This is a genomic window from Endozoicomonas atrinae (assembly GCF_001647025.1).
GTDB lineage: Bacteria > Pseudomonadota > Gammaproteobacteria > Pseudomonadales > Endozoicomonadaceae > Endozoicomonas > Endozoicomonas atrinae.
In genome coordinates this window covers 49,012-66,805 of the sequence record NZ_LUKQ02000004.1, presented here as the reverse complement: position 1 = coordinate 66,805, position 17,794 = coordinate 49,012, and the positions used below count along the sequence as shown (strand labels likewise).

Annotated in this window: 14 protein-coding genes; 13 read left to right on the top strand and 1 reads right to left on the bottom strand. The window is 49.0% G+C overall.

The annotated features are described in order from the left end of the window. A partial coding sequence (locus AK963_RS33065; protein WP_175404408.1) for an MFS transporter occupies window positions 1-1,442 on the bottom strand: 1,442 nt, incomplete at its 3' end. Between the two features lie 49 nt (window positions 1,443-1,491). On the opposite strand from AK963_RS33065, the gene AK963_RS33060 reads away from it, so the two are divergent. From AK963_RS33060 to AK963_RS01430, 13 genes are all read left to right on the top strand, one after another. Then, window positions 1,492-1,638 (top strand): hypothetical protein, encoded by a 147-nt coding sequence (locus AK963_RS33060; protein WP_175404407.1) that lies wholly within the window; start codon window positions 1,492-1,494, stop codon window positions 1,636-1,638. A 269-nt stretch (window positions 1,639-1,907) separates the two neighbouring features. Beyond that, complete coding sequence (iolE, locus tag AK963_RS01490) at window positions 1,908-2,798, top strand: myo-inosose-2 dehydratase (RefSeq protein ID WP_066013488.1); 891 nt, start codon at window positions 1,908-1,910, stop codon at window positions 2,796-2,798. Window positions 2,799-3,038: 240 nt separating this feature from the next. Then, entirely contained in the window at window positions 3,039-4,892 is a 1,854-nt protein-coding gene (gene iolD / locus AK963_RS01485; protein ID WP_066013487.1) for a 3D-(3,5/4)-trihydroxycyclohexane-1,2-dione acylhydrolase (decyclizing), read from the top strand. A 114-nt stretch (window positions 4,893-5,006) separates the two neighbouring features. Continuing rightward, on the top strand, window positions 5,007-6,167 hold the full coding sequence (locus AK963_RS01480) for a Gfo/Idh/MocA family protein (protein ID WP_066013485.1): 1,161 nt from the start codon (window positions 5,007-5,009) through the stop codon (window positions 6,165-6,167). Continuing rightward, entirely contained in the window at window positions 6,164-7,162 is a 999-nt protein-coding gene (gene iolC / locus AK963_RS01475; protein ID WP_066013483.1) for a 5-dehydro-2-deoxygluconokinase, read from the top strand. Before AK963_RS01480 ends, iolC begins: the two co-directional genes overlap by 4 nt. Beyond that, window positions 7,125-8,123, top strand: a complete 999-nt coding sequence (locus AK963_RS01470) for a 5-deoxy-glucuronate isomerase (protein WP_202969699.1) — start codon at window positions 7,125-7,127, stop codon at window positions 8,121-8,123. The genes iolC and AK963_RS01470 overlap by 38 nt, the downstream gene beginning before the upstream one ends. An 86-nt stretch (window positions 8,124-8,209) precedes the next feature. After that, a complete protein-coding gene (locus AK963_RS01465) occupies window positions 8,210-9,052 on the top strand; it encodes a class II fructose-bisphosphate aldolase (RefSeq protein ID WP_066013482.1) in 843 nt (280 codons plus the stop codon). A 104-nt stretch (window positions 9,053-9,156) separates the two neighbouring features. After that, window positions 9,157-10,050 (top strand): MurR/RpiR family transcriptional regulator, encoded by an 894-nt coding sequence (locus AK963_RS01460; protein ID WP_083232382.1) that lies wholly within the window; start codon window positions 9,157-9,159, stop codon window positions 10,048-10,050. A gap of 876 nt (window positions 10,051-10,926) precedes the next feature. Continuing rightward, the gene (gene caiT / locus AK963_RS01450; RefSeq protein ID WP_066013479.1) at window positions 10,927-12,441 is read left to right on the top strand and encodes an L-carnitine/gamma-butyrobetaine antiporter; all 1,515 of its coding nucleotides are present in this window, start codon (window positions 10,927-10,929) and stop codon (window positions 12,439-12,441) included. 64 nt (window positions 12,442-12,505) lie between these two features. Then, window positions 12,506-13,642 (top strand): crotonobetainyl-CoA dehydrogenase, encoded by a 1,137-nt coding sequence (caiA, locus tag AK963_RS01445; protein ID WP_066013477.1) that lies wholly within the window; start codon window positions 12,506-12,508, stop codon window positions 13,640-13,642. Window positions 13,643-13,808: 166 nt separating this feature from the next. After that, window positions 13,809-15,041: an L-carnitine CoA-transferase gene (gene caiB / locus AK963_RS01440; RefSeq protein WP_066013475.1), complete on the top strand. Its 1,233-nt coding sequence runs from the start codon at window positions 13,809-13,811 to the stop codon at window positions 15,039-15,041. Between the two features lie 106 nt (window positions 15,042-15,147). Then, entirely contained in the window at window positions 15,148-16,746 is a 1,599-nt protein-coding gene (gene caiC, locus AK963_RS01435) for a crotonobetaine/carnitine-CoA ligase (protein WP_066013473.1), read from the top strand. Between the two features lie 95 nt (window positions 16,747-16,841). Further along, window positions 16,842-17,693, top strand: a complete 852-nt coding sequence (locus tag AK963_RS01430) for a MaoC/PaaZ C-terminal domain-containing protein (RefSeq protein WP_066013472.1) — start codon at window positions 16,842-16,844, stop codon at window positions 17,691-17,693. The last annotated feature ends 101 nt before the right edge of the window (window positions 17,694-17,794 follow it).

Here is a 17,794-nt window from a genome sequence, read left to right as displayed (position 1 = left end):
TGCGCTTCAAGATCCTGATTTGGGTGTTTTGATCTGCCAGAAATCCACGACAACTTTACTCTATGTAGTAGCTTATAAACTGTCCGTAGGTCGCATTCAGTTTGGAACTCCTCCTCCAACAGTTTAAGAACATCCCGACCAATGATACGCCCTCCGTCCTTGTCGTCCTGCAACTGGAGAACAGCTTCTTTAAACTCATCATGAGATTCTTCAGGAATTATGGGCTTTCGCCCCCTCCCACCCTGATCCTTCATAGCTGGAAGGCCACCCTCTTTAAATCGATGCAGCCAGTCATGAACCGCATCATTGGTGACTTTAAGAAGTATGGATGTCTCAGAAACAGAATGTCCTTGTTGTATAAATGACAATCCCAACAACCGGATACATTCACGATTATCATCTGCATGACGGGCAGCATGCTGAAAATCAACATCATTAAAACCTTCGGGTAGCTGTGGTCGACGAGACATCTGTTCTAGATAATGCATGGTAATGATGCCTAAGCATAGTTGGCGGCAGCTTAAGGATTTAGAAAATGCGATTGGTATCACTATGGTCTGCAGAAGTGCCATCTCGGTTCCGCCAGCCAGAGGCTTAAGGATTTCTGGTGTGTAATACATAATCACGTTGATACCGATGATCTGCTGCATACTGGCGATCATGATACCGATGATTACAACAGGCATCAGGCCGGACTTAAGGATGCTGACACTGCCTTTGCTGCCGGTATCTTTCATGGAAGCTTTAATGTCTGCCAGTACCCGCTGAGCGTGATCAGGGTTGGAGATGCGGCTGAGAATGTCCAGTGCCTGTTTGTCCCGTCCTTTAAGTACACACCAGCGTGGAGATTCAGGAATCAGGAACAGCAAACCACCAAACAGTAATGCTGGAATAACTTCGGAACCCAGCATATAGCGCCAGCCCATATCAACAAGCCAGAGCTCAGAGGCACCGCGGGCAATCAGGAAGTTAACAAAGAACACCACCGTCTGACCGATAACAGCTGACTGCTGGTGCATGCTTACTGTACGACCGCGATAGTCTTTTGGAGCAACTTCAGACATGTACATCGGAGAGATTACCGATGCGATACCCACAGCCAGGCCGCCGATCATTCGGTAAATAACAAACCAGGTGAAGTTGGAGGCAATTGCAGAGCCAAGGGCGGAGATGAAGAAGAGGACAGCGGCAATAATCAATGCATTCTTACGGCCTGTGGCGTAGCTGAGTTTACCGGCAAAGTAACTGCCGATGATGCAACCTACCACCACGTTGGATACGGCCCATCCGGTCATGGCCGGAGTCAGAGAGAAGTACTCTCTCAGAGGCCCAATGGCGCCGGAAATAACGGCGGTATCGTAACCGAATAGCAGCCCTCCCAGTGCTGAAACCATACAGATACGGATTACATATTGAATATCGTGGGTTTGACTCGATTTCACAATGATTTCCTGACCATTCTTTTTTGAAAGGCCAGCCAGGGGCTGTCTGATGACAGATGCTCTTCCCCAAGACAGTGATACCGCTGTTAGCTGGTATCCATTGCCCTCATCCACCTGGCCGACCGCCAGCCCGACACTTCCGTTCTTCTTTCACATCCTTTCAGGGATGAACAAAGCACTTCCTGAAATTCGTTAATAAACGACAAAGTATGATTAAAAAAGAAACAGCGTGTTTCTTTTCGGGCAGTTTTGCGCCGTGACTGTTTCGAGATGGTGAAAGGATGAGTTTTTTTGTTCTTTGAAACGTTGATGCTTGTCAAAAAAAGTGCAGAACTGGAAAATATTTTCTAAAACCATGTTGACTGGAAATTCGTTTTTTTTGTTAGATAGCGTCAACGCCGTGACGAACTGTTTGAAGAAAATCAGAAGGGCTTCCCTTCATACCAAACCTTAGGAGTCGTAACAATGAGCAAGGTACAACTGGCAATCAGTCCTTTGACCTGGAGCAACGATGACATGCCTAGCCTGGGCGGTGAGATCGCTCTGGAAACCTGTCTGGCAGGTATGCATCAGGCTGGTTTCAAAGGTTCTGAAATGGGTGTGAAGTATCCACGTACTACTGAAGAGCTGAAACCAAAACTGGAAGAAAATGGCCTGGTTCTGGCTTCTGGCTGGTACAGCCTGGAACTGTGCCATCGCTCTGTAGAAGAAGAGATTGAAGCGGTTCAGAGCCATCTGGCCCTGATGAAAGGCTGCGGTTGCAAAGTCATGGTTGCCGGTGAAGTCAGCAACACGGTGCACGGTGACATCGAAGCCCCTCTGTCTGGTCGCGTAGTCCTGACTGAAGAAGAGTGGAAAGAGTACGGAGCCAAGGTAACCCAGTTTGCTGACTACCTGAAAGAGCACGGCGTTCGCCTGGCATTCCACCACCACGTAGGCACGATCTTCGAAACCCCACGTGATTTTGAAATGTTCATGCAGTACACCGGCCCATCCGTTGGCCTGACTTTCGACACTGCCCACACTACTTACGGTGGTGGTAATGCAGCTGAAATCATCCGTCTTGTTGGTGAGCGTATTGTTCACTTCCACACCAAAGACGTTCGTCTGGATGTCATGAAAGACGCTCGAGAAAAAGACCTGCCATTCCTGAAAGCGGTTCTGAACGGCGTATTCACTGTACCTGGTGATGGTGACCTGAACTGGGATGAAATCTTTGCTGCCCTGAAAAACTTCGATTACGAAGGCTGGCTGGTGGTCGAAGCTGAGCAGGATCCTGCGGTTGCTCATCCACAGACTTATGCAGACATGGCTTACAAGAATCTGACTGCCTACGTGGCTAAAGCAGGTCTGTAACTACGCTTCCCGCCTCCCGATGTCCGCTGCCCGAAAAAGACGAGTTTGCTTTTGCGGGAAGCGGTTGGCGGGAAGCGGATAGCGGAGTAAGTCGGTAGTTTTTTAATTGCTACGTCGACAAGTACTGACTGTTTCCCGGGGTGTTCCCCCTGCCTGTCCCAGGTGACTGGGCGAAGAGGGGGATTTACGGGAATCATCAGTCAACACATTCCGGGAAATTTTTAACGAGTTCAATCAGCAATGAAACGCATTCGTCTAACAACTGCAGAAGCACTGGCCAAATACCTGGTTGCCCAGAAAATTGAGGTGGATGGCAAGGTTGAGCAACTCTTTGGTACCTGCTTTGGTATTTTCGGTCACGGTAACGTTACCTGTTTCTCTCAGCAGTTAAAGAATATAGAAGACAAGATTCCAACCTGGCGTGGCCAGAACGAGCAGTCCATGGCGATGGCTGCCGTTGCCTATGCCAAGGCAAATAAGCGTCAGCGTATTGGTGTTGCGACCACGTCCATCGGTCCTGGTGCTGCCAACATGATTACCGCTGCAGGTGTAGCCCATGCCAACCGTCTGCCGCTGCTGATGATCTCTGGCGATACCTATGCCAGCCGTCTGCCTGACCCTGTACTGCAGCAGACCGAACATTTTCACAACCCAACCATCAGCACCAACGATGCGTTCAAGGCCGTTACCCGTTACTGGGACCGTATCACTCACCCTGAGCAGCTGATTCATTCTCTGCCTCATGCGGTTGACACCATGCTCGACCCAGCCAGCTGTGGTCCTGCTTTCCTGGGTGTTCCACAGGATGTCTGGGGTCATACCTTTGATTTCCCAGAATGCTTCTTTGAAGAGAAATTACACAGAATTCGTCGTCCACAACCAGAAGCCTGCATGGTGGCAGAAGCCGCTGAACTGCTCCGCAACGCCAAGCGTCCGCTGATCATCAGTGGTGGTGGTATTCACTACTCAGAAGCGTCTGAAGAACTGAAAGCGTTTGCTGAAACCCACAACATTCCGGTGGTAGAAACCATTGCCGGCCGTGCCACCATGCTTCAGGACAACCCGCTGAACTGCGGTCCGATTGGGGTTACCGGTTCCGATTCCGCCAACTACATGGCTGGCCATGCTGACCTGGTACTGGCTGTTGGTACCCGTCTGCAGGACTTCACCACCGGTTCCTGGTCCGTATTCCGTGATGAAGCGCTGAAAATTGTCAGCATTAACGTAGCGCATTTTGATGCGATCAAGCATCGCTCCGTCCCTGTGATCGGTGATGCCCGCGACACACTGCCAAAACTGAGTGAGCAGCTTCAGGGCGTTCGTTTCTCTGAAGAGTGGACTGCCAAGGGTGTGGAAGTGACCAACGAGTGGAAGGCTCTGGTCACCAAGCGTATTACACCAGTTGAAGGCGATATGGCGTCTTACGCCCAGGTTGTTGGTGCTGTTAACCGTTTGACCGAAGAAGGCGACACCGTTCTGACAGCTGCGGGTGGTCTGCCTGCAGAACTGGCCATGAACTGGCAGAGTATGCAGCTTGGTAAGTTCGATATCGAATTTGGCTACTCCTGCATGGGTTATGAAATTGCCGGTGGCTGGGGTGCCAAGATTGCCAATCCGGACAATGATGTTGTGGTTCTGGTGGGTGACGGCTCTTACATGCTGATGAATTCCGATATCTACAGCTCTGTCCTGACCGGTCACAAGATGATTGTGGTGGTGTGTGATAACGCTGGCTTTGCCGTTATCAACAAGCTGCAGAACAACACCGGTAACGAGTCCTTCAATAATCTTCTGAAAGACTGCCGTCGTGAAGTAACGGGTGAACTGGCCCGTGTTGACTTTGCCAAGCATGCAGAAGCTCAGGGTGCTCTGGCGATCAAGATCAGTGGCATGCATGAGTTTGATGAAGCGTTCGCTAAAGCCAAGGCCGCTGACCGAACCACTGCCATTGTTGTGGATATCGATCCGAACGCCTGGTCCAAGTGTGACTGCTGGTGGGAAGTGGGTCTGCCAAAAGTTACCCGTGATGACCGTACTGCCAAAGCGGTTGCTGACTGGGAAGAAAATCGCATGTACCAGCGCCCCGGCGTCTGATCACCCAATAGAAAACTGAATCAATACGTTATGGATAACGGGCAGGTGGGGAAGCCTGCCCGAACCAGAAAAAATTAATTCAAAACATTTTTAAGACCATTTGAGAGTAAGACCATGATTCGCACTGATAACCTGAAGCAGCCACTGCGCTGGGGGCAGATTGGTGGTGGCAAGGGCAGCCAGATCGGTTATATCCACCGTGATGCAGCCCAGCGTGACCGTAACTTTAAACTGGTTGCTGGCGCTTTCGACGTAAACCCTGAGCGTGGCCGTGCCTTTGGTGTGGAAGAGCTGGGTCTGGATGCTGATCGTTGCTATGACGATTACCAGCAGATGATCGAAGTGGAAAGCAAGCGTGAAGACGGTATTCAGGCCGTCACCATCGCTACGCCTAACAGCACTCACTATGCCATTTCCAAAATGGCGCTTGAGCATGGCATGCACGTCGTGTGTGAAAAACCACTGACGTTTACAGCGGCTGAATCTGAAGAACTGAAAGAAATTGCCCTGAAGCACAATCGTGTATTCGGCGTGATGTATGGCTACACCGGTTACCCAACCATCGCCCAGGCCCGTGAAATGGTTAAGCGTGGTGATATCGGTAAGGTTCGTATCGTCCACATGCAGTTTGCCCACGGCTACCATGCGGAAGAAGTTGAAAAGAACGACCCGGGTCTGGCCTGGCGTGTAACCCCGGAAGCTTCCGGTCCTTCCTATGTTCTGGGTGATATCGGTACTCACTGTCTGCAGATGGGTCATCTGATCAGTGGCATGGAGATGGACAGCCTGAGCTGCATGCGCAAGAGCTTTGTAGAAAGCCGTCAGCTGGAAGACGATGCACACGTCATGATCCGTTACAAGAACGGTGCGGTAGGTACGCTTTGGTGTTCTGCTGTAGCCGTCGGTAACGTCCACGACTTCAAAGTAGAAGTCATTGGTGAGAAGGGCACCATCCGCTGGTGGGATGAGCATCCAAACCAGATCGAATACGCACCACTGGGCGAGCCTTTCCGCAAGCTGGATCGCGGTATGGGCTATCTGCACGATGCAGCACGATTTGAGCGGATCGGTGGTGGCCACCCTGAAGGCTTGTTCGACTCCTGGGCTAACCTCTACCGCAACATGGGTCATGCCATGATCGCTGCTGACAACGATGCCCAGCAGGAACTGGCCAGTATCTGGTTCCCTGGCATTGACGATGGTATCGAAGGAGTACGCTTTATCGAGCGTTGCGTTGAATCCGCAGACAACGGCAGCCAGTGGGTGAATGTATGACCACAATCGATTTTCAGAATCCTTCCCTGAAAGACCGTCCACTGGATGTGATCAGTATGGGAAGAGCTGGAGTCGATCTTTACGCCCGTGAAGCCAACACCGACATGAACGATGTCACTGGCTTCAACAAGTTCGTCGGCGGTTCGCCCGCGAACATCAGCGCTGCGATCGCCCGTCAGGGCGGTCGCCCTGGTCTGATCAGTGGTGTATCGAACGACGTTCTTGGACAGTTTGTCTGCCATTACCTGGAAGGGTTTGGTATCGATTTGAGGGGCGTAAAAGTAGACGACTCCGGATCAAGAACCAGTCTGGCTATCTGCGAGCTGAAACCATCCGGTGGCTCGGTGGTTATCTACCGGAATAATGCAGCCGACCTGACACTGACCCCAGAAGATATTGACCGCGATTACATCGCCAGTGCCAAAGTGCTGCTGGTAACCGGAACGGCGCTGTCAGAAAGCCCATCCCGGGAAGCGGTGTTCCATGCCATGTCTGTGGCGAAAGAAGTGGGAACCATTGTTGCGCTGGACCTTGATTACCGCGCTTATTCCTGGAAGTCAGAAGCAGAGAGTGCGATTTATTACCGGCAGGCTGCCAGCATGGCTCACATCCTGATTGGCAACCGTGAAGAGTTTGATGTTCTGGAAGCGCTGATTGCTCCGAACAACCGTGATGATGATGCTACTGCGAAGCGTTTCATGACGGGTGAGACCCAGATCATTCTGCTTAAGGCGGGTGAGTTGGGTTCCAAGGTATACACCCGCGATGGCGAGCGTTTTGAGCAGGGTATTTTCCCGGTCACTGTGAAAAAGCCATTTGGCTCCGGTGACTCTTATGCAGGTACCACACTACTGGCACTGATTCGTGGCAAGAGCCTCAGAGAAGCGGTGAAGATGGGATCGGCAGCAGCTGCCATTAACGTCTCGAGAGATACCTGCACTGAAGCTATGCCAACCAGTGAAGAGCTGGCTGAATTTATCGCTGAACGTTGTTAAGACGCTTCCCGCCGTCCGCTGCCCGCCACCCGAAAAAGACAAGAAAAATGCTTTTACGGGGAGCGGGCAGCGGGAAGCGGAAGGCTTAAAAAACCACTCCGGGAAAGAGTTAAACATGGGCAAGCATATTGAACCTTTTGATAATCGCAACGAAGCGATTATTGCAGAAAACGACGATACAACACCGCTTTGTTATTTCAACAGCGTCAAGCTGGTAAAGGGTGGCACTCACACTTATCGCCTGGGAAATTATGAAACGGCAGCCGTACTGGCCAATGGTACCTGTCGCATCACCGTTGATGGCGAAGTATTCGAAAATATTGGTGAGCGCGAGCGTATCTGGGATGGTCATCCCAGTGCAGTTTATGCCCCAATTGACAGCGAAGTGCTTATTGAGTGCATCAGTGATCATGCCGAGGTCATGATTGCCGGTGGACGCTATGAAGAGAAACTGACGCCATTTGCCGTTCGTCCTGATGACGTTCAGGCGGTTCAGTATGGCAGCGATGACACCAAAACCCACCGTAAGATCAAACACGTTCTCGGTCAGGCTAATGCAGACAAGCGTGGTCGCCTTCTGGTCAGTGAGCTGTTTACCGTGGGCAAGGGCGGCTGGTCTGGCTTCCCGACTCATAAGCACGATGAAGATCGTGAAGGGATCGAAACGCGTTACGAAGAGGTTTACCAGTTCCGCTTTGATCCTCCCCAGGGATTTGGTGCCCAGTTCCTCTATGCCGAAGAAGAAAAGTGTGGCCCTTGCTACATGGTGAAAGATGGCAGTGTTATCGCGATCGACAAAGGCTATCACCCAAGCGTAGCGGCACCAGGCTATCAGATGTATTACTTCACCATCATCGTTGGTGAAACTTCCAAGTCTTTGATCCAGTACTTTGAGCCGGCTCATGCTGATCAGGTGAACACCATTCCCGGTATCAAAGACATGATTGCCAAATTCAAGTAAATGGCTGTGACAATTTGGGGGTACTGCAGTAGGGGGTAAGGGAGCCTGCAGTACTTTCCCTCTCTCAATAGTAAGGTGGAAAGACCATGTTGGTGAACCTTGGGGACCTGCTGCCGGAAGCAGCAAAATCAGATTATGCCGTACCCTGCTTTAATGTTTTTGGCTATGAAGATGCCAGGGCAGTGGTTAATGCAGCCGAAAAAATGAACCGACCGGTCATTCTCGCCGCTAATAAAACCCTTGTGGATTTTATGGGAGTTGCGAGTGCTGCTCAGATGATCAGTGCTCTGGCAAAAGAGGCCAGTGTACCGGTCTGTGCTCACCTTGATCATACGTATGAGGAGGATATTATTTTCAAGGGCATTCATCATGGTTTCAGCTCCGTGATGTTTGATGGTTCTCAGTTACCCCTGGAAGAGAATATACGTCGTACCCGTGCAGTGGTTGACGTCGCTCATGCCTGTGGTGTGTCTGTTGAAGGGGAGATTGGTTCCGTTCCTTACGACGATATTCGTCCACACATTAAAACCATTGCTACCGATCCGTTTGAAGCCGCCGCTTTTGCCAGAGAATCCGGTGTTGATGCCGTAGCCGTATCCGTAGGAAATATCCATCGTCTGAAAGAGCCAACGGCCACGATTGATCATGACAGTCTGGCGCGTATTGCTGATGCGGTAGAGACCCCTCTGGTTATTCATGGCACCAGTGGTATTAAGGAAGAAGACCTGACCAGAATGCGTAAGGGGGCTGTCGCTAAATTTAATATTGGCACCGTTCTGCGCATGGCCTTTGGCCGTAAGCTTCGGGAAACGATGATCGCCAATCCTGAGGAATTTGACCGGCCGGTCTTGATGGCAGCGGCGATGTTGGCTGTTGAAGACGCTGCTCGTCATCAACTGGAGCTGTTCTACGGGAAGAATATTGGCTAATTTTCAAACACTAGTCCGTATATAATAAAGTTCTTCCCTGAGCTGCCAAAAGAAGAGATCAAAAACAGGTAATGGGTTTTTTATAGCACTCGGGGAACGGCTTCATGAAAGGCTACTTGGAATCTGGCCCATTACCAAAGTTACTAAATATGAATACTGAGCTGAAACCAGCAACGCCACAGACACTTGAAGAACTGAAAAGTGCAATCATTAACCGCTACGACTCCATGAGTAAGCGGCTGCGACTGGTCGGGGACTTTTTTGTTCAGAACCCGAATACGGTTGCGCTGGAAAATCTGGTGGTGATTGCCGGTGAGATTGACGTGTCCCCTTCAACCCTGGTGCGTTTTGCCAACTTCTTTGGCTTTGCCGGTTTCTCTGAATTGCAGCAGTTGTACCGCAGTCAGTTGAAAGGGCAGGTCAGTGGCTATCGTGAGCGGGTTCGACATGCGTCGGAAATGACCGGTGCGATTAAAGAAGGTCATCATTTACTGGATGCTTTTTCCGGCCCGCAGAGCTTGGCGATTGAAAACCTTTCTGTAGATATCTCTCCAGCCGATTTTGACAAAGCGCTCGATTTGATGAGCAATGCCCGCATCATTTATGTAACCGGCGCTCGTCGTGCATTTCCGGTGGCTTATTACCTTTGCTATGCCCTGATGCGCGCTGATCTTGACGTTATTCTGCTTGATGGCGTGGGTGCTATGCATAAAAATCAGTTAAAGAGGCTAACCGAAAATGACCTGCTTCTGGCTGTCAGCTATCACCCGCATGCCGATGAGACCAATGAGTGCATTCAGATTGCCCATGAGCGACATTGCCCATCTCTGGTTCTGACCGATCACAGTATCCATCCCTGCAAAGAAGTGATTACCCACGGGCTTCAGGTTAAAGAAGCGGAAATGATGGGGATGCGCTCATTGAGTACCTCTATGCACTTGGCCCAATGTCTGGTGATGGGGTTACTTTGTCGTCAGGAGGATCAGGTATCCGGTTAATGTTGGGTTATGTATCTTTCTGGATACAGAAATTCAATATGAGAATCCTGTCACAAACAGCCTTTATAAAAATGAGTCATTGTTATAAAGGCTTTCCTAAAAAGTACATTTCAGAGATCAGAGCTGGGTTGTTAAAAAGATATAGGATTTCGCCGGTAATGCTTTTTCTCAAGATGATTGTTTTATTTCTTAGAAAGTAATGCTCTTCGATTCGGATATGTTTTGATAATTAATAAATGATTCTCATCAAATTATTGAAATGTATTTTTGTATGGATGGTTGAGGAATTGATCCAGGTTAATAAGTTTGACTATTTTATTAGTGCTTTTTTTAACCGCTGCTCAATCAGTTAACAGTAGAACAATATTTATCCTGAATAATATTTAATCTGTTTTCTAATAAATAGTGACGTACGCTTTGTGTTGTTTAAAAAACGCTCAAAAATCTTTAAGATTATGAATAGTAAATGAAAGATAAAGGAAAAAACTATTCATCCAATAATTGCTTCAAATCAAATTATGGAAATAGTGAGTATATTATATTCTGCCTGCCTTCTTAGAAGCGCTTATTTTTTATCTCCTGATTAACATGAATGGGAGAAGTTGCATTTATTACTATGACGTGTTGTTGATCATTTAAAGACCAGTTGTCCTGCTATGGCGACCTTAAGATCTGGTCTTCTTCATGATGAGTTATTCGTAAAATTCTGAATTAATTTTTATTCCAGATTATTCATTTTCTGTTTCAGAGTCTGTTTTCGAGTATTCAATTGATCCATTGTTAAAAATACTTATTTATAGAAAAAAGATTGAATACCCAAAAATCAGATTAGCTTTTTAGTATGTTATTCAAGGCTTTTAATAGGGGGAAGTTTGAATGGATGCTGAACCAAAAAAGGCAATAAAAATAGATACGAAGATAGCAATACCTTCGTTAGCTATTGTTGCCATATTGATTTATTTCACGGTTCGGGACCTGGATGCCGCTAATCAGGTAATTAACCAGGTCTTTCAATATGTGACCTACAAATGGGCCTGGGCATTTGAGTGGTACATGGTCATCATGCTGGGCGGTTATTTCTGGTTACTCTTCGGCCCTTATGCCAATAAAAAGCTGGGTGATGAGGAACCTGAATTCAGTACTGCCAGCTGGATCTTCATGATGTTTGCCTCGTGTACGTCGGCAGCCGTACTTTTCTGGGGTACGATTGAAGTTTATTACTATATCCTCACTCCTCCATTCGGTATTGAACCTTTCTCTCAACAGGCAAAAGAATACGGCGTTGCCTACTCTCTTTTCCACTGGGGACCTTTACCCTGGGCAACCTACAGTCTGTTAAGTGTTGCTTTTGGCTACTTCCTGTATGTGAAAAAGGTCAATGTTATTCGCCCCAGTAAGACCATTGAACCACTGGTGGGTGAAAAGCACAGTAACGGCCTTTTTGGAACCTTCGTAGATAACCTGTACATCGTTGCGCTGATTCTGGCGATGGGTACCAGTCTTGGTCTGGCAACACCACTAGTTACTGAGTGTATTGAGTATCTCTTTGGTATTGAGCGTAGCCTTGAAGTTGATGCCACGATCATTTCTTTCCTTATTGTGTTCAACGCGATCTGTGTGGCCTTCGGTCTTCAGAAAGGCATCCGTATCGCCAGTGACCTGAGAAGCTACCTGAGTATCTTTGTTCTTGCCTGGGTTCTGATCGTTGGTGGTACCACCTTTATTCTGAATTACTTCACCGACTCCTTTGGTGTTCTCCTGATGAATGCCGGCAGGATGCTGTTCTATACCGATGCCATCGGTGAGAGTGGTTTTCCTCAGAACTGGACCGTCTTCTACTGGGCCTGGTGGATGATTTACGGCATCCAGATGTGCATCTTCCTTGCCCGTATCTCCAAGGGCAGAACAGTACGTGAACTCTGTCTGGGCATGGTGGGCGGTCTTACTCTGACCACATGGACACTCTGGGGCATCCTCGGCAGCTATACCGTTGAGGTTATGCACAAGGGACTGCTGGATATCAGCACCATCATCAGTGAGAACGATGTACCACGGGCCATTATCGAAATCTGGGCAACACTGCCACTCAGCACCTTCACCATCGGTGTCTTCCTGGTGCTCTGCTTCCTGGCCACGATCACCCTGGTAAACGCCTGTTCTTACACCCTGGCCATGTCTACCTGTAAGGAAGCGACTGGTTACGACGAACCACCTCTGTGGATTCGACTTGGCTGGTCTCTGCTGGTGGGGATTCTGGGTATTACCCTGCTTGCCCTGGGTGGCTTGAAGCCTCTGCAGACAGCAATCATCGCAGGGGGCGCGCCACTGGCCATCGTAAATATTCTGGTTATCTGGGCATTCCTGAAAGATGCCAAAAAGAATCGCTGGTAAATCAATTATTCAGTGAAGCAGCATTTTTGAAACAAGCACCACTTAAGAAAGAAGAGTATTAGACATGGATTTTAATTTATCTGACGAGCAGGAACTGTTTGTTGCGGGTGTCCGCGAACTGATGGAAAGAGAGAACTGGGAAGCCTATTTCGTTGAGTGTGACGAAAAGCACGAATACCCACTGCGCTGGGTGAAGGCTCTGGCTGAACTGGGCATCGACACTATGCTGCTGCCAGAAGAACACGACGGTATGGACGCTGGCCTGGTTACCCTGACTGCTATCTGGGAAGAACTTGGACGTCACGGTGCGCCTACTTATGTGCTGTATCAGCTGCCTGGCTTCAACACCATGCTGCGCCACGGTACCCAGGAACAGATCGACAAGATTTTTGCTCTGCGTGGTACTGGCCAGCAGATGTGGAACTCTGCCATTACTGAACCAAGCGCCGGTTCTGACGTCGGTAGCCTGAAAACCACTTATACCCGCAAGGATGGCAAAGTCTATCTGAACGGCCACAAGTGCTTTATCACCAGTAGCTCACACTGCCCTTATCTGGTGGTGATGGCCCGTGACTCAGCGTCTCCAGACTCACCAGTATTCTCTGAGTGGTTTGTGGATATGAGCAAGCCAGGCATCAAGCTGAACCCGCTGGACAAGATCGGCCTGCGCATGGACAGCTGCTGCGAAGTAATTTTCGACAACGTTGAGTTGGAAGAGAAGGACATGTTCGGCTCTGAAGGCAATGGCTTTAACCGTGTTAAGGAAGAGTTCGATGCAGAGCGCTTCCTGGTGGCCTGCACCAACTACGGTATTGCCCTGTGTGCCTTTGAAGACGCTGCCAAGTACGCCAACCAGCGTATCCAGTTTGGTGAAGCCATCGGTCGTACCCAGCTGATCCAGGAAAAATTTGCTCACATGGCGATCAAACTGAACGCCATGAAGAACATGGTTTATGAAACTGCATGGAAGTGCGACAACGGCACTGTGAACTCCGGTGACGCTGCCATGTGTAAATACTTCTGTGCCAATGCTGCCTTCGAAGTAGTGGACTCTGCCATGCAGGTTCTTGGTGGTATCGGTATTACCGGTCATCGCGTTGGACGTTTCTGGCGCGACCTTCGTGTGGATCGTGTATCTGGTGGATCCGACGAGATGCAGATCCTGACACTGGGTCGTCAGGTTCTGAAGAAGTACCGATAAACATCACTTGTCGCCATCCGCTACCCGCTACCCGCTGCCCGAAAGCTTTTACGGGTCGCGGGTAGCGGGCGGCGAGAAGCGTTGCTTCCCGGAACAAAGCCAAAAGGGTCAGCAACAAGAGCAGTATTAAAAGCGGGTAATTTGCGTTACCCCTTGAGAAAACACCATGTCCAATAAACTGTTTACACCGGGTTTTGGTCCCTTGAAGGGATTGAGGGTTGTTTTTTCAGCCATCGAAGTGGCTGGACCTTATTCAGCACAGATGTTGGCCGAGTGGGGTGCTGAAGTTATCTGGATTGAGCACTCTGCCTATGGCGATACCATCCGGGTTCAGCCTAACTATCCGGAAATGTCCCGTAGAAACCTTCATGCCCTGGCTATCAATATCTTTTCGGATGAAGGTAAAGAAGCATTTCTTAAGTTAATTGAAACAGCAGACATCTTTATCGAAGCCAGTAAGGGGCCTGCTTTTGCACGCCGTGGTATCACTGACGAACTGCTGTGGGAACACAATAAGAAACTGGTTATTGCCCACCTGTCCGGCTTTGGTCAATTTGGCGTGGACGAATACACGAATAGTGCCGCTTATAACACCATCGCTCAGGCCTTCAGTGGTTACCTGATCCAGAACGGTGATGTGGATCAGCCAATGCCTGCTTTCCCATACACCGCTGATTATATCTCCGGCTTTGCGGTAACCAGCTCTGTTCTGGCTGCGCTGCACAATGTTCACAAAACCGGTGTTGGCGAAAGCATTGATGTGGCTATGTATGAAGTGATGCTTCACGTTGGTCAGTATTACATGATGGACTACCTCAACGGCGGTGAAATGTGCCCACGTATGACCCGTGGTAAAGACCCACTGTACGTTGGCTGCGGAGTGTACAAGTGCCGTGACGGCTACGTGGTTATGGAGCTGGTAGGTGCCAGACCGATTGAAAAAATGTTCCCCGCCATTGGTATTGGGCACCTGCTGGGCACCGAAGAGTTTCCTGAAGGTATCCAGCTTATCAGCCGGAAGTCACCTTCTGCACAGCTGGTCGAAGATCATCTGGATGAATTCCTGGCTGGTAAGACCATTGCTGAAGCCCAGGCCATTTACGGTGAGTATGGTATTGCCTTCTCCAAGGTACTGGACATCCCTGAACTGGAATCCCATCCACAGTACGTAGCTCGTAACTCCTTTATTGAGTGGGAAACCCAGTCCGGCCAGATGTACAAAGGCCCAAATATCATGCCGCGCTTCAAGAACAATCCCTGCAAGGTATGGCGTGGTATGCCAACGCACGGAATGGATACCGCCAATATTCTCGGTGACATTGGCTACAGCGATGAAGCCATTCAGGCATTGGCGGAGAAGGGCATCGTCAAACTGGGAACTGTTCCTGCCACAGAGTAATGCCGTTCGATAAACAGCATGGAGTTTCAGGTGGGCATGACGCCCACCTTCTAGAGAAGAAAAACTGAGCAAAAGACAACCTGCTGCTCAGTGATGGGGTGATTCAGTGGACTTAGTGGGCAACAAAAATATCCGACAAGCCTGGGACCAGCTAGCAGCGATGCATGGTTCAAAAACAGCTGTCGTATTTGAGGACGCGGTAGGCAATATCAGTGAATATTCCTACGCCGAATTTAATGGTGAAATTAACCGGGCCGCTAACCTGTTTCTCAGTCTTGGTATTGAGAAAGGCGACCGTGTTGCCACACAACTGAATAACTGCCCCGAATTTCTGATCAGCTGGTTTGGACTGGCTAAAATTGGCGCAATTACCGTTCCCATAAATGCCCAATGCCTCAGAAATGAATGTGAATACATCATTCAACACTGTGAAATAAAAACAGTGATCGTTGAGTCACAGTTTGTTTCTCACTATCAGAGTGAAGATGCGGGTGGCAGTCAGCCAAACATTCTTGTTGCCCGTATTGCGGATCACATTGAATCTTCAGGAACCATCAATTTTTCCAGAGAATTAAAAAATCAGCCTTCGGAACTCCTCCAGAATGTGCCTGTCAGCAGTGATGATATTGCCGAGATTATTTTTACTTCCGGAACAACATCCTGTCCAAAAGGTGTGGTAATCACCCATTACAATCTGCTGTTTGCGGGACATTACAGCTCATGGATGTGCTCACTGAGAGATAATGACCGTTATTTGACCATCATGCCGGCCTGTCACATTGATTTTCAATGCACAACGGCAATGCCAGCCTTTCATTCCGGTGCAGCATTGATTCTGGTGGAAAAATACAGTGCAACGAAATTCTGGGGACAGATCTGTCACCACCGGGCAACGGTTACCGAGTGTATTCCTTTAGTGATACGCACGTTGATGTTGCAGCCAGAAGCCCCCTGGGAAAAAGATCATCAGTTACGAGAAGTTCTCTTTTATTTGAATCTCTCTGAAAAAGAGAAAGAACAATTTACCCACCGGTTTAATGTCAGGCTGTTAACTTCTTACGGAATGACGGAAACCATTGTCGGCAATATCACCGACACGCCTGGCTTTGAAAGACGCTGGCCCTCTATTGGCAGGCCCGGCTTCTGCTATGACGTTCGAATTGTCGATGCTGATAACCAGGAAGTGAAGCCGGGTGAATTAGGGGAAATTGTCATCAAGGGCATCCCCGGGAAAACACTGTTCAGAGAGTATTACAACAACCCGGAAGCCACCGCTAAAACCTATGACAGTGAAGGTTGGCTGCATACCGGTGACTTTGCCCGCATGGATAACGACGGGTATTTCTTCTTTGTGGATCGCAATGTCAATTTAATCAAACGGTCCGGTGAAAATATTTCCAGCACCGAAATTGAAAATGCACTGCTCACTCACCCACAGATTCTGGATGCTGCTGTGATTGGTGTTCCTGATGAAATGTACGATGAGATTGTGAAAGCCGTGGTTGTTCAGGAAGAGAATGCCTTCCTGACCGAAGCGGATATTCAGGGGTACTGCTCAGAAAGACTGGCCAAATTCAAAGTTCCGGCAGTGATTGAGTTTCGAAAGAAGTTGCCAAGAACCAGTACCGGTAAAGTTAAAAAAAGCGTGCTGAAGAATGAGCGGGTTTGTGTCTGGACCGATCCGGATCCTTTATCTGCTGAATAAACCTGAGTGAAAAGATTTAAAACCTGATTGTTGAATACACGTTGTGAAATAAACAGCAAAAGACACATCCTCTTAATTAATAGTGGAGAATCGACATGGCTTTAAAACTGGATATGCAGGGCAAAACCTACGGCCCTTTTGAACGGGAATATGACTTCCGTGAACTGATTATCTTTGGCCTGGGTTGTGGTGCCGGTGCCGATGGCAAGACTGATCTTGAGTACGTTTACGAAAAGGATCAGAAAATTCTGCCAATGTTTGCTGCCATGCCGATTGTGGACAGCGAAGTCACCAAAACCATCGACTTTGGTTTTGAATGGGGCGGTTCCCTGCACTGGGGCTTTGATCTTAAGTTTCATCAGCCTCTGACCAAACTGTCTGGCAAGCTCAGCACCAAAGTATTACTGAAGGGGCTTTACGACCGTGGTCCAGGCCGTGGCTGTCTGGCTCAGCACATTGGTGAGACCTTTGATGAAGAAGGCACTCTGCTGTTTACCAATGAAAGCTGGGATTGCTGTCTTTACGACGGTGGCTTCGGTGGTCCAAAAGCACCTGCAGATATTGTTGAGATTCCTGAGAGAGAGCCTGACTTTGAAGTTGTGGAACAGGTGCCTCTGAACCAGGCCATCATCTATCGTCTCAATGGTGACTACCATCCTCAGCACATTGACTGGGAATATGCCCAGAAGTTTGACCATCCCAAGCCAAACCTGCATGCAGTAAGTACTGCCGGTTTTGCCTGCCGTCACATCATCAACACGCTGTTACCTGGTGAGCCTGAGCGTCTGACCCGCTTCAAGACCCGGATCACCAAGTCTCTATATCCAGGCTGCACCATCAAGACCCAGATGTGGAAGTGGGATGACAACTCCATCCACTTCCGTGTGATTGATGCCAACGATCCTGAAATTGCCTATCTGAACTACGCACTGGCTGAGTGGAAGTAGGTCATAGAGAGTATTGAGCATTTCCTCTGTTCCGGTGAGCAGAGACTGTTTTGAAGTATGTCCGGGGCAGAGTGCTCCGGGCAGTTTAGGTAGAAAGCTGA

Bases quoted from the DNA above. Each gene is read 5' to 3' on its own strand.
- AK963_RS01480 (WP_066013485.1), top strand. From the start codon at position 5,007: ATGATTCGCACTGATAACCTGAAGCAGCCACTGCGCTGGGGGCAGATT.
- iolE (WP_066013488.1), top strand. From the start codon at position 1,908: ATGAGCAAGGTACAACTGGCAATCAGTCCTTTGACCTGGAGCAACGAT.
- iolC (WP_066013483.1), top strand. From the start codon at position 6,164: ATGACCACAATCGATTTTCAGAATCCTTCCCTGAAAGACCGTCCACTG.
- caiA (WP_066013477.1), top strand. From the start codon at position 12,506: ATGGATTTTAATTTATCTGACGAGCAGGAACTGTTTGTTGCGGGTGTC.
- AK963_RS01460 (WP_083232382.1), top strand. From the start codon at position 9,157: ATGAAAGGCTACTTGGAATCTGGCCCATTACCAAAGTTACTAAATATG.
- iolD (WP_066013487.1), top strand. From the start codon at position 3,039: ATGAAACGCATTCGTCTAACAACTGCAGAAGCACTGGCCAAATACCTG.
- AK963_RS01430 (WP_066013472.1), top strand. From the start codon at position 16,842: ATGGCTTTAAAACTGGATATGCAGGGCAAAACCTACGGCCCTTTTGAA.
- caiB (WP_066013475.1), top strand. From the start codon at position 13,809: ATGTCCAATAAACTGTTTACACCGGGTTTTGGTCCCTTGAAGGGATTG.
- AK963_RS33060 (WP_175404407.1), top strand. From the start codon at position 1,492: ATGACAGATGCTCTTCCCCAAGACAGTGATACCGCTGTTAGCTGGTAT.
- caiT (WP_066013479.1), top strand. From the start codon at position 10,927: ATGGATGCTGAACCAAAAAAGGCAATAAAAATAGATACGAAGATAGCA.
- AK963_RS01465 (WP_066013482.1), top strand. From the start codon at position 8,210: ATGTTGGTGAACCTTGGGGACCTGCTGCCGGAAGCAGCAAAATCAGAT.